General features: G+C 75.7%; 9 protein-coding genes. 2 read left to right on the top strand and 7 right to left on the bottom strand.

The features are described from left to right. Positions 1 to 57: 57 nt before the first annotated feature. Positions 58 to 1,110, bottom strand: a complete 1,053-nt coding sequence (locus AB0D28_RS09080; protein WP_357383793.1) for an acyl-CoA desaturase — start codon at positions 1,108 to 1,110, stop codon at positions 58 to 60. Between the two features lie 285 nt (positions 1,111 to 1,395). Here AB0D28_RS09080 and AB0D28_RS09075 point away from each other — a divergent pair, with 285 nt between their 5' ends. Beyond that, complete coding sequence (locus AB0D28_RS09075; RefSeq protein WP_357383791.1) at positions 1,396 to 2,175, top strand: glucose 1-dehydrogenase; 780 nt, start codon at positions 1,396 to 1,398, stop codon at positions 2,173 to 2,175. A 73-nt stretch (positions 2,176 to 2,248) separates the two neighbouring features. Here the strand turns inward: AB0D28_RS09075 and AB0D28_RS09070 are convergent, their stop codons facing one another. From AB0D28_RS09070 to AB0D28_RS09055, 4 genes are read right to left on the bottom strand one after another with little or no spacing between them, the layout of a single operon-like run. Further along, a complete protein-coding gene (locus tag AB0D28_RS09070; RefSeq protein WP_357383789.1) occupies positions 2,249 to 5,758 on the bottom strand; it encodes a hypothetical protein in 3,510 nt (1,169 codons plus the stop codon). Between the two features lie 47 nt (positions 5,759 to 5,805). Continuing rightward, positions 5,806 to 6,126, bottom strand: a complete 321-nt coding sequence (gene cutA / locus AB0D28_RS09065) for a divalent-cation tolerance protein CutA (RefSeq protein ID WP_357383787.1) — start codon at positions 6,124 to 6,126, stop codon at positions 5,806 to 5,808. A gap of 58 nt (positions 6,127 to 6,184) precedes the next feature. Then, positions 6,185 to 7,207 (bottom strand): 1-acyl-sn-glycerol-3-phosphate acyltransferase, encoded by a 1,023-nt coding sequence (locus AB0D28_RS09060; protein ID WP_357383785.1) that lies wholly within the window; start codon positions 7,205 to 7,207, stop codon positions 6,185 to 6,187. Further along, positions 7,208 to 8,041 (bottom strand): patatin-like phospholipase family protein, encoded by an 834-nt coding sequence (locus AB0D28_RS09055; protein WP_357383783.1) that lies wholly within the window; start codon positions 8,039 to 8,041, stop codon positions 7,208 to 7,210. It lies immediately after the preceding gene. 180 nt (positions 8,042 to 8,221) lie between these two features. On the opposite strand from AB0D28_RS09055, the gene AB0D28_RS09050 reads away from it, so the two are divergent. Further along, the gene (locus AB0D28_RS09050) at positions 8,222 to 9,712 is read left to right on the top strand and encodes a protein kinase (RefSeq protein WP_357383781.1); all 1,491 of its coding nucleotides are present in this window, start codon (positions 8,222 to 8,224) and stop codon (positions 9,710 to 9,712) included. Positions 9,713 to 9,716: 4 nt separating this feature from the next. On the opposite strand, the gene AB0D28_RS09045 is transcribed toward AB0D28_RS09050, so the two are convergent. Beyond that, on the bottom strand, positions 9,717 to 10,778 hold the full coding sequence (locus AB0D28_RS09045; RefSeq protein WP_357383925.1) for a glycosyltransferase family 4 protein: 1,062 nt from the start codon (positions 10,776 to 10,778) through the stop codon (positions 9,717 to 9,719). Between the two features lie 132 nt (positions 10,779 to 10,910). Next, positions 10,911 to 11,585 carry a BON domain-containing protein gene (locus tag AB0D28_RS09040; protein WP_357383779.1) on the bottom strand — a complete coding sequence of 225 codons (675 nt, stop codon included), beginning with the start codon at positions 11,583 to 11,585 and terminating at the stop codon, positions 10,911 to 10,913. Positions 11,586 to 11,808 lie beyond the last annotated feature (223 nt).

Here is an 11,808-nt window from a genome sequence, read left to right as displayed (position 1 = left end):
CGCCACCACCGCGGCGCGCCCTCCACCACCCGACGACCCTACCGGCAGCCGGTCGGCTCAGGCCGCGCGCAGCGGCCGGCCCACGTCGTGCAGGTGCGCCAACGCCTGCCGGTACGACTCGACCAGCCCGGTCTCCGCGTACGGGACGCCCTGCTCGGCGCAGTACGCCATCACCAGCGGCCGGGCCCGGCGCAGGTTGGCGCGCGGCATGTTCGGGAACAGGTGGTGCTCGATCTGGTAGTTGAGCCCGCCCAGCGCCAGGTCGACGAACCGGCCGCCGCGTACGTTGCGCGAGGTCAGCACCTGCTTACGCAGGTAGTCCAGCTCGTCGTCGGCGGTCGGCATCGGCATGCCCTTGTGGTTCGGGGCGAACGAGCAGCCCATGTAGAGGCCCCACAGCCCCTGGTGCACGGCGACGAACAGCAGCGCCTTGGCCGGTGACATGACCGCGAACAGCAGCCCGAGATAGCCGGCGGCGTGCGCGGCGAGCAGCAGCGCCTCCACGGCCCGGTGCCGCATCGGCACCCGCCACCGCCCGTCCGGCTCGCGGCCGACGAGCGCCTGCACGCTGGCCACGTGCAGCGCCAGCCCTTCCAGCAGCAGCAGCGGGAAGAACAGCCACGCCTGGCGGCGGGCCATCCACCGGCTCAGGCCGCGCGTGGCCGTCGCCTGCTCGTACGTCCAGACCAGCGCGCCCGCGCCGACGTCCGGGTCCTCGTCGGTGTGGTTCGGGTTGGCGTGGTGGCGGTTGTGTTTGTCCACCCACCAGCCGTAGCTGAGACCGACCGCCAGGTTGCCGGCGACCAGTCCGGCCGCCTCGCTCGGCCCGCGCCGGCGGAACATCTGCCGGTGCCCGGCGTCGTGGCCGAGGAAGGCCACCTGTGTGGTGGCCGCCGCCATGACCACCGCCAGGAGGATCTGCCACCACGAGTCGCCGACGAGCGCCACCACCACCCAGCCGGCCACAAACACGCCGAGCGTCAGCGCGATCCGGAGCGCGTACCGGCCGGGCCGCCGCTCGAACAGCCCCGCCTCGGCGATCCGGCGGGACAGCCGCGCGTAGTCGCTGCCCCGCCGTGCCGCGGGTTCCGTCAACGTGGAAGAAGTCATGTCGCCCCCGATGCCGCGAGCCACGCTCTCGTACGCGACTCTCCGTCACCGATTCTGGCGATTTTCGTCGCCGTGGGTAATCCCGCAGACCCCCGGCCCGATGGTGGTGCTGTCCCTACCCCGCCGGGCCGGACCAGCGCAAACGATCTTCGTCACATCGCAGCGAGCCCGCTCGCCGGTGGGCGCACCCGCTCTGACCAGCTAGTCTGGACGAAAAGATGAGTGTTGCTCACCCGAACGGCCAGGTGCGGGCCGCAGGGTCATCGACAGACGGGAGACAGCGCGGTGCGTGGATTGACAGACAAGGTTGTGCTCGTGACAGGCGGCGGCTTCAGCCCCGATCAGGTCGGCTCCGGACTCGGCATGTCCATGTGCGTCGAGCTGGCCGCCGAGGGCGCGAAGGTCGTCGTCTCCGACCTCTCCCTGGAGCGCGCCGAGGCGACCGTCGCGCGGATCAAGGAGGCCGGCGGGGACGCGGTGGCGGTGGCCGCCGACGTCATCGACGAGGACTCGGTACGCGCCATGGTGAGCGCCGCTCTCGACGCGTACGGGCGCATCGACGTGCTGGTGAACAACGCGGGCGTGTTCGGCGCGTACGTGCCGCTGCTGGAGATCGAGAACAGCCAGTGGGACCGCGTCATGGAGGTCGACCTGAAGGGCGTCTTCCTCGCCACCAAGGCCACGCTGCCGCACATGCTGGAGCGCGGCAAGGGCGTCGTGATCAACGTGTCCTCGGCGTCCGGCCTGGTCGCCAGCGAGGTCGGCGCGGAGTACACCACCGCCAAGCACGGCGTCATCGGGCTGACCAAGCAGATCGCCTACGACTACGGCCACAAGGGCATCCGCGCGGTCGGCATCGGCCCCGGCGTGATCAAGACCGCCGCCTTCGAGGGCGCGGAGATCACCAGCGACTTCCCGTTCTACGACCTGACCATGCAGGCGCCCGCCGGCCGGTACGGCGAGCCGCACGAGATCGCCCGCGCGGTCTGCTTCCTCGCCAGCGACGACGCGTCCTTCATCCACGGCCACACCATCCCGGTCGACGGCGGTTCGCCGATCCGGTGAGACCGACGACACCGATCGATCCCGACGCGGCGAGCCCTCCCACCATCGCGGGTGAGAGGGCTCGCCGCGTTCGTCAGCCGAGCCGGGCGACGGCGTCGCGCAGCCGGACCAGATCGCGCCGGCGCCGCTCGTAGGTGGCGGCCAGCCCGATCAGCAGCAGCCCACCCACCCCCAGGAAGATCCAGCGGGGCATCAGGTCCCAGCCCCGGGCCAGCTCGTGCAGGGCCAGCGGCACCAGCGTGGCCGCGCCCAGCACCACCGGCGCCTGCCAGCGCCGGGCCGCCCCGCCGAGCACGACCGCCAGCGCCGCCGCGCCGAGCGCCAGCCGCCGCCACGGCTGCGGCTCACCGGAGACCAGCACCGACACGAGGCTCGGCAGGAACGCCGCGACGAGTCCCGGGCCGAGCGCCAGCCAACTGGTCAGCCCGGGCCGGCGCCGCAACGCCAGCAACCCGGCGCCCAGGGCGAGCGCCGCCGCCGACAGCGTGTACGCCTCCGGCACCGTCACCCCGCGCGCGGCCAGCAGCAGCCAGGCGCCGACCAGCTCGCTGCTCGCGGCCACCGCCGCGAGCACGCGCCGCCCGGCCGGCGACTCGCCCCGGCGCAGCACCCGGAGCGCGACGGCGACGCCCCACAGCACGCAGACGGCCGCCGCGTGCCGCAACGAGCCGCTGGCGAGCAGCAGCGCGAGCAGCGCCACGGCCTGCGCCGCCGCCTCCAGCACCCACGCACCGGCCCGCTTCGCGCCGACTCCGCCCGGCCCGTTCGCCGGCAGGGCCGGCCCGCCCACAGCACCCGACGTCACCGGCCCAGCCGCACCCGGCGCCAGAGCGGGCACGACGGGCCCGGCCGCTGCCGGCCGACGGGACCGGCCCGCGCGCAGCAGCGGCGCCGCGTGCGACGTCACCGCCGCGACGGCCAGGACGGCGAACGCCCCGGTACGCATCGGCTGCCCGGCCGCGATCGACGCGGTGACGGCGAACCCGGTGGCCGCCGCCACGGCGCCCAGCCAGCCCGCGATCCGGACCGGCGTCGACCGCCCGGCCACCCCGGTCACGACCCCGGCCACCACCAGCACACCCAGCGCGGTGAGCGTCAGGGCCCGGGTGGCGAGCAGGCCACCGAACCCGGGTACGGCCAGCACCGCCCCGAGCGGCACGAGCACCACCGGGCGCACACCGGTGAGCGCGGCGGCCAGCAGCGCGGCCAGCCCGATCCCGAACGCGACCGCCGGCACCACCGGCCAGGGCGCACCCGCCGCCGCCAGCAGCACCGGAAGCGCCACCGCGCCGAACGGCAGCGCGGCGAGCCACCACGCGACGCGGCGATCGGTGGCGGCGAAGGCTGCGGCGGCGACGCCCAGGGCCAGCAGCACCAGCCCGGCACGGGCGGTCTCGGCGGACGCCGCCGCGACGGCGGGCGCCCCGGACCAGGGCAGCACCGGCAGGTTCGCGAGCACCAGCAGCACCGGCCGCGCGGAGTCCAGCAACGCCAGCACGGCCAGCGCGGCACCCACCACCCGCGGCGCGACCGCCGGCCGGGCACCCGCCCCGGCGGCGAGCGCCAGCAGTACCCCCGCCGTGGCGTACGGCGCCACCGGTTCCCCGCCCGGCGCGACGACCGGGCCGAGGCCGACCCCGGCGAGCGCCACGGCGAGCCCCGCCGAGGCGTACCCGCTCAGGTCGGTCCACAGGCGACGGACGGCGAGGACGGCGGCGACCGGCACCACGACAGCGGCGGTAGCGCCCCGCAGTTGCCACCAGACCGGCGCACCCAGGCCGAGCAGCGCGACGGCCACCGCAGCCGGTACGGCAAGCAACGCCACCGCCAGCGCGACGCCGCCGACCACGGGCTGCGCGTCCCGCCCGCGCCGGCCCAGTGCCGCGAGCGCCACGCCGAGCACCACCGTCACGGCGAGCACGGCGACGGCACCGGCCGGGGCGGCGCAGCCGACCAGCAGCGCGTGCCCGAGCAGCACCGCCCCGGCCGACGCGGCGGCCGGCACGACGACCCGTCCCCCGCGCGGCCGGACCACCGCCGCCAGCAGCAGCGCGGTGGCCGCCGCGAGGTCCACGACCAGCACCAGCGGCCACGGCGTCGCCGTCACGGCCGGCACCGCGAGGGCGACCAGCCCGGCGGCCGCCACGCCGGCGAGCGGCCGGACGGCCCGCGGCGTCAGCAGCGCCACCGCCCCGGCGGTCAGCAGCAGGGCCACCGGAAGCTGCCAGCCCCAGGACGGAACCGGCACGTCCCGGCCGCCCTGCCAGGCCGGGAATCCGGCACTCGCGGTGGCCGCGCCGACCAGGCCGGTGAGCACGACCGCGACCTGGCCCAGCCCGGCGGCCACGGCGAGCGCGCCCACGAGCGGGCCGGTCCGGACCGGCGCCGGCAGCGCCCGGACCGCACCGGCGAGCGCCGCCACCACCAGGCCGGCGGCGAGCAGCAGCAGCCCCGGCCGCAGTTCGCCGACCGGCCGGATCAGCGCGAGGGCGAGCACCGGCACCAGCAGCCCGGTGGTCGTCGCGCGCCAGAGGCGGCCACCGGCGGCGAGCGCGCCGGCGACCACTGCGAGCGCCACCACCAGCAGCGGGCCACCGGCGAGCAGCGGCGTGCCCGCCGCGCGACCGACAGCCAGCGGCACCAGCGCGCAGCCGGCCGCCAGGACCAGCGCCACACCGTGTCCGGTCCAACCCAGCACCCGCCCGACCACCAGCGCCACGCGCGCCTCAGGGGTCCGGCGGCGCAGCGCGAGCACCACCGCGAGGTTGCCGAGCGCCACAGCGGTCAGCACCAGCGCCCAGCCGGCGGCGGTGGGCCGGAACGCGGCAGCGGCCAGCGGCAGCACCGGCTGGGCGAGCAGCCACGCCGCGAACCAGGGTGCGGTCAGCCGGCTGGCCAGGCCGTACCCGGCCGCCACCGCCGTGCCGGCCGCCGCGACAAGCGCCGCGTACCGGCTGCCGGGCAGGGCGGTCACCCCGAACAGGTCCACCGACCAGGCGGCGTACCCGTCCAGGACCACGAGCAGCAACGCCACCGAGGCGAGCGTCTCGGCGGTGCCGCGCAGCCCGCGCGCCCGGGCGACCAGCGGCGCGGCCAGGGCCAGCGCGGTCACGGCGAGCAGGATCAGCGCCCGGCCGGCCACCCCGAACGTGGTCCAGGCGACGGCGGTGAACACCACAGCGGCGGTGCCGAGCAGCAGTCCACCGAGGACGAACAGCAGGCCCTGGACCGCGCGGGTGGAGGTCTCCGCGCCGCCGGGGCGTACCGCTGGGGTGGGGGGAACCGGGCGCGGCGGCGTCACCGCCGGGTGCGGCGCGGGACCGGCGGCGTGCGGCGCGGGGATCTCCTGGCGGACCCGGGCGGCGAGCGCCGCCCGCCGCTGCCGGGCCGTGACCAGCCGGCCGGAGAGCTCCTGGTACGCGAGCCGGGCCGCCTCGACGCGCGGCACCAGCTCGCCGATCTCCCGGTCCAGCCGGATCACCTCGGCGGCGGGCGGGTAGGGCGGACGGCCGCAGCCGCGGCATCCGGCGACGAGGTCGGCCGGGGCGCCGCAACCGGGGCAGGGGTAGCCGGTGTTCTCCACCCGGCCAGCCTCGCGGGCGGCGGGGTGGAGGGACAGAGTAGGAGTACCTAGGGCCGGGTCTGCTCGTGTACCCAGGCGGTGTAACCGGGGTTGCCGCTGCCCTCCCGGCTGACCAGGATCTCCGGCACCTCGTACGGGTGGTTGGCCCGGATCTGGTCGACCAGGGCGTCCACCCGGTCCGGCGCGGTCTTGAACCGCACCTGCCACTCGACAGTGGTCTGGATCGCCGACTGCCACCAGTAGGTGCTGTCCACCGGGCCGCCGACCTGAGCACAGGCCGCCAGCCGGCCGGCGACGGCCGCGGCCGCCAGCACGTCCGCGACCCCGCGGGCGTCCACCACAGTCGTCACCACGCAGATCTGGTCCACCAGCGCACCCTACGTCGCCCGCCGCCACCGCGCTGAACAGGAGCTCCGGTGATTCGGCTCAGGTGTCGGCCGCGCCGTCGCGGTTGTCCGCGATCCACCTGTCGATGCGGGCCCACCAGTCGAAAAGCCAGTCGATGCGTTCCTGCTTGCCGGCCGGGATCTCCTCCGGCGGCACCGACCAGAACCGCATCACGATCCGCTTGTCCATCGGCAGCTCGCGCCACACGTCCGCGACGGTGAGCATCTGGTCCAGACCGGTGTGCGCCACGAAGATCACTCCGGCGTCCGGCGCGGCGTCGAGCGCGGCGAGCAGCCCGCCCGGCTGCGGGGCGAGCACGTGCCGCATCCGCTCGGCCCGCCGCGCCATCCGTTCCAGGCCGAGCGAGCGCAGCCGGTCGATCGCGCGCAGCCGGCGCGACGGGGTGAAGTTGCCGCCCTCCGGGAAGATCACGAAGGCGTCGTCGTCGTCCAGGCCGGTGGCCAGGTGCCCGACCTGCCGGGTCACCGACTCGCGCCCGTCCGGCCCGGCCGCGATGAACCGGTTGGGCAGCCGGTTGAGCAGCACGTCGATGGCCGGATCCCACTGGAGCGTCTCCTTGAGCACGATCCGGGGCTCACGGTTGAACCAGTTCACCAGCGCGTGGATCAGGATGAACGAGTCGCCCGGCCCGGCGTGCCGGCAGACCACCAGCTCGGGGCGGCCGGGCAGGGCGGTGTCCGGGTCGGTGCCGACCACGTCGATGCTCAGCCGCAGCGTCCACCGGGCCTGCCAGAACATGACCCGCAGGAACCAGCCGGCCAGGACGTAGTGGGCCCGCTGGAAGGCCGGCGCGCGCTTGTACACGCCGAAGCCCGAGGCGAGCCAGAGCACGAACAGGGCGAGCAGCGCGGCGGCGTCCCAGACCAGGTAGACGGTGCCGATCCAGAGCAGCCGCAGCGGGCGCAGCCGCCCCGGCACCAGCGGGGACGCGGCCAGCGCCAGCAGCGCCCAGCCGGGCAGCGTGGTCACCACGAAGAAGGCCAGCAGCACCACACCAGGGGCGAGCACCAGCCGGCGTAGCCAGCGGGGCGGCAGCGGCATTCAGCGCTCCAGCGCGGTGTCCAGGTATCGGCGGGAGGCAGTGTACGCCCGGCTGATCCGCCGTCCCACCGCCGCCGTGTCCCGGTACGCCCACGGGCTGTCGTCGCGCGGCTCCAGCCCGCCGGTGGGCAGCACGTGCACCTCGACGTCCTCGGGCAGCGCCGCCATCTCCCGCGCGAACCGGTGCCGGCGGGCGATCTCGAACGCCACCTGGGCGATCTCCCACGGGCGGCGCGGCGGGCTCAGCTCGCGTTCGATCCGGCCCACCTGGAGTACGAAGATCTGCTTCGCGCCGAGCGTTACCGCCTCGCCGACCGGGATCGAGTTGACCACCCCGCCGTCGATGTAGTGCTGGCCGTCGATCTGGGTGGGCGGCAGCAGCCCCGGCACCGAGGCGGACGCGAGCACCGCCGGCACCAGCGGTCCGGTGTGGAACCAGTGCTCGGCGGCGCGCTCGATGTTCGCGGCGCAGCAGCGGAACGGCACAACCAGGTCGGCGAAGGTGGTGTTCTCGCCCAGTGTGCTCTCCAGCAGGCGGTACAGCGGCCGGGGCGAGTGCAGGTGGGTACGGGCGGCGAACCGGCGCAGCTGCCGGGCGACCGAGTCGCCGTACACCTCGCTGGCCTCGGGCGACGCCCACAGCCGGACCAGCCGGTCGGTGACCGCCTCGGTCGGGTCGGCGGCGACCAGGGCGCCGTTCACCGCGCCGATCGACGTGCCGAGCACCAGGTCGGGTTTGATCCGGGCGCGGAACAGGGCGCGCAGCATCCCCACCTCGACCGCGCCGAGCACTCCCCCGCCGCCGAGCACGAACGCCACCGGACCTGCTGCCATGCCGTTCATCCTGGCACGCGGCCCACACCCGGCCGGTTGGCCGCCCCGCCCGGTCACCGGAGCGTCACACGAACCGGCCCGGCTTGTGACGCACCGCGATCGTCAACCGGACGACTGTTGACAGGTCAGACACATTCCCGCAACCTGATAGCGCTCCCGAGCCCAGGCAGGTGCGAGCTGATGGCGACACTCCAGGCCGGCCGTCTGCTGGCCCGTCGGTACCGGCTCATCGACCGGATCGGCGCCGGTGGCATGTCGGTGATCTGGCGTGCCCGCGACGAGGTGCTCGACCGGGTGGTGGCGGTGAAGGTGCTCGCCCCCTCGCTCGCCGCCGACGCCCGGTTCCGCGACATGGTGCGCGAGGAGGCCCGCTCGGCCGCGCAGCTCGACCACCCGCACGTCACCGCCGTGCACGACTACGGCGAGACGGTGGCCCCGGACGGCTCGATCACCTCGTTCGTGGTGATGGAGCTGCTCAGCGGCGAGGAACTGGAGCACCGGCTCACCGAGGGGCCGATGCCCTGGCCGGCGGCGGTGGAGACGGGCGCGCAGGTGGCCGAGGCGCTGGCCGCGGCGCACCGGCTCGGCATCGTGCACCGCGACGTGACACCGGCCAACGTGATGATGACGGCCACCGGCGCGAAGGTGCTCGACTTCGGCATCGCCACCCGGATCGGCACGCCCGACGACGACGAGGACGGCGGCACGTTCGGCACTCCGGCGTACGTGGCACCGGAGCGGCTCGACGGTGCGCCCGCCCAGCCGGCCACCGACGTGTACTCGCTCGGCGTGCTGCTGTTCGAGACGCTGACCGGGCACCCGCCGTACCCGGCGGAGACCTGGGAGGAACTGAGCGCGGCGCTCGCGGACAGTCCGGAGCCCACTCTGGACGACGTACCGGGACTGCCCCGGCCGGTCGCGGAGATCTGCCTGCGCTGCCTGGCCCGCGACCCGCGGCGGCGGCCCACCGCGCACCGGGTCGCCGCCGTGCTGCGCGACCAGTTGCTGCCCGCCGACCCGCAGGCGGCCACCATGCTGGCGCCGACCATGACGCTGCCCGCGCTGACCTCGCCGCCGCCCGATCCAGCCGCGCAGCCGGCTGCGGGCCGGATCCCCGTGGCGCAGCCGGTGCCGGAGCCGTCCCCCGCCGCGCAGCCGCTGCCGGTTGCGCGGCCGGGCCGGCGGCGTACCCTCACGCTGGCAGCGGTCGGTGTGACAGTGGTCGCCGCCGCGGCGCTGCTGGTGCCCGCGCTGACGCCGGACCGGCAGGCCGGACCCCGGGTGCTGCCGACCGCCGGGCCGGTGCAGCCGTCGCCCGCCGAACCGCCGGTGACCGACGACCCGGCCACCACCCCGCCGGCCACCACGACACCCCCGCCGCCGACCGGGGGCACCCGCCCGCCGGCCGCCGGTCAGGCCGACGCCGCCGAACGGGTGGACGGACTGATCGAGGCCGGGCTGACCGAGGGCCAGATCCGCGAGGACGTCGGGGTGGACCTGCGTAACCTGCTGCGCAACGCGGTCGCCGCGAACGGCGAGGACGCGGTGACCGCCGCCGTGGACCGGCTCCGCGGCAAGATCGACGAACGCCGCCGTGAGGGCAGCATCAGTCCCGGGTACGCGCGGCGGCTCGACGCCGCCGCCGCGGAACTCGTGGCCGGGCAGACCTGACGGGTCAGCCGGCGACGGCCGGCGCCACCGCGCGGGCCGCCCCCGTGCTCGCCCGCGCGGCCAGGAAGCCCCGGTAGACCGCCTCGTAGTCGGCGGCCATCCGCTCCACCGAGAAGTTCTCCGCCACGTGCGCGACGCAGTCCACCGGATCCAGGTCCGCCGCCGCCCGCAACGCCGCCGGCAGCTCGCCGGGGTGGTCGCAGACGAAACCGGTGACCCCGTCGCGGATCAGCTCCGGCACCGCGCCCCGGCTCAGCGCCACCACCGGCGTACCGGTCGCCATCGCCTCCACCATCACCATGCCGAACGGCTCCGCCCACTGGATCGGCATGATCAGGCAGCGGGCGTCCAGCATCAGCCGCAGCGCGGTCGCCCGGTCCGCGTTCACCACGAGTGTCACGTCGTCGCCGAGCAGCGGCCGGACCACCTGCTCCAGGTAGCGCCGCTCGGCCGGTTCGCTGCTCTTGCCGGCGAGCGTGAGCGGCAGCCCGGCCGCCCGGCAGGCCGCCACGGCCACGTCCGGGCCCTTGTCCGGGCTGAACCGGGCCAGCCAGAGCACCGGGCCCGCGCCCGGACCGCGCTTGCGGGGGATGTCCCGCAGCGGCATCGCGTTGTGCACGGTGCCGGCCCAGGGCAGCCCCGGGTTCGCCCGGCGCTGGGCGTGCGAGATCGCGACCAGCCCCACGCCCTGGTCGGTGGCGCCGAGCGCCGTGCCGTACTCGCCGACCGGGTTGCCGTGCACGGTGGCCACTGTGGGCACCCGGCGGCGGCCGGCCACCATCGGGCCGATCGTGGTGTGGTCGTGGATCAGGTCGAAGTCGGCCGGGCCGACCAGGCGGTCGACGTGGGCCAGGTGCGCCAGCTCGGGCAGCGACTCGCCCATCCGCTCGTACTGGAGGTCGGCGCAGGTGGAGACGAACTCGGCGGCGGTGCCGTGGTCGGTCCCGGCGCCGAACAACGTGACGCGGTGCCCCCGCTCGACAAGCGCGTCGACGAGACCCGCCACCACGGTCTCCAGCCCGCCGTAGCCGGGCGGCGGCACCGACAGCCAGGGCGGCACCACCATGGCGATCCGCAACGGCCCGGCCCACCCGCGCTCCGGGGACTGCTGGTTCACGGCTACGAGTCCTCCCCGTCGGTTCCCCGGCGTACCCCGCTGCGCGCGGGTTCCCGACCCGGCTCGCGGTAAACGACCGCGTCAGCCGGACACCACGATCCCGACGTGCACCTCCCGTACGCCGGGTAGCGCCCAGGCGGCCCGTTCCGCGTCCTCCCGCTGCCACCAGGCGCTCGCCACGCCGTCGAGCACGACCGTGTCGCCGTCGACCCGGGCGTCGATCCGCTCGGTCCCGGTACGCCGCGCCAGCAGGCGGCGCAGGTCGAGCCGCCTCTGCTCGTCGCTCGGCGGGGTAGGGGGCCGCACCTCGACCAGGTTCGTCACGCCGCGTACGCCGCGCAGCCGGCGCAGCTCCCGCTCGGCGGTACGGCGCTGGAAGCCGAACTCGACCTCGCCGCGGAGCATCACCCAGCCGTCGGCCACCGTCACGTCCAGCCGCTCGGCGGGCACGAAGCTGTCCCACTCCAGGGCCCGGCTCGCCGCGATCGCGATGTCGGCGTCGGTACGCCGTTCCGTGGCGGGCAGGACGACCGCCAGGTCACTGGCGACCGCGCGCACGCCGCGTACCCGGTGGGCGCAGCGTTCGGCGGCCCACCGCCGGGCGTAGCCGTCCACCTGGCCGGTGAGCGTGACGACGCCGTCGGCGACCGTCACGCCGACCTCGGTGGCCCGGGTCTGCGCGTCCCAGTCCAGTTCCGCGAGGACGTCACGCTGGATCGCCTGGTCGGTACGCACGGCAGGCATGGTGGTGGTCATACCCGCCAGGCTGCCGCCGGTGCGGGTGAGCCGGCCTCACCCGTACCGGGTGACAGATCGTCATCCGCCGTGGGCGATCCGCCCTCGCAGGGGCGAGGCCGGCCCTGCCGGCGTCGGTGACCTCGACGCCGGCTCCACGTCACTGTGAGTCGCGGCTCGGGCGAGAGGGAACGAGGAGGGGCGGCGGGTGACGGAGCCAACCCCCTTGGCTCCGTCGCCCGCC

This window comes from Micromonospora sp. NPDC048169 (assembly GCF_040652815.1).
Lineage (GTDB): Bacteria > Actinomycetota > Actinomycetes > Mycobacteriales > Micromonosporaceae > Micromonospora.
This window is presented reverse-complemented; position numbering and strand designations above follow the sequence as displayed.

Excerpts from the sequence above, each read along its gene's own strand:
- AB0D28_RS09080 (WP_357383793.1), bottom strand. The coding sequence starts at position 1,110 with ATGACTTCTTCCACGTTGACGGAACCCGCGGCACGGCGGGGCAGCGAC.
- AB0D28_RS09060 (WP_357383785.1), bottom strand. The coding sequence starts at position 7,207 with ATGCCGCTGCCGCCCCGCTGGCTACGCCGGCTGGTGCTCGCCCCTGGT.
- AB0D28_RS09055 (WP_357383783.1), bottom strand. The coding sequence starts at position 8,041 with ATGGCAGCAGGTCCGGTGGCGTTCGTGCTCGGCGGCGGGGGAGTGCTC.
- AB0D28_RS09050 (WP_357383781.1), top strand. The coding sequence starts at position 8,222 with ATGGCGACACTCCAGGCCGGCCGTCTGCTGGCCCGTCGGTACCGGCTC.
- AB0D28_RS09045 (WP_357383925.1), bottom strand. The coding sequence starts at position 10,778 with ATGGTGGTGCCGCCCTGGCTGTCGGTGCCGCCGCCCGGCTACGGCGGG.
- AB0D28_RS09040 (WP_357383779.1), bottom strand. The coding sequence starts at position 11,585 with ATGACCACCACCATGCCTGCCGTGCGTACCGACCAGGCGATCCAGCGT.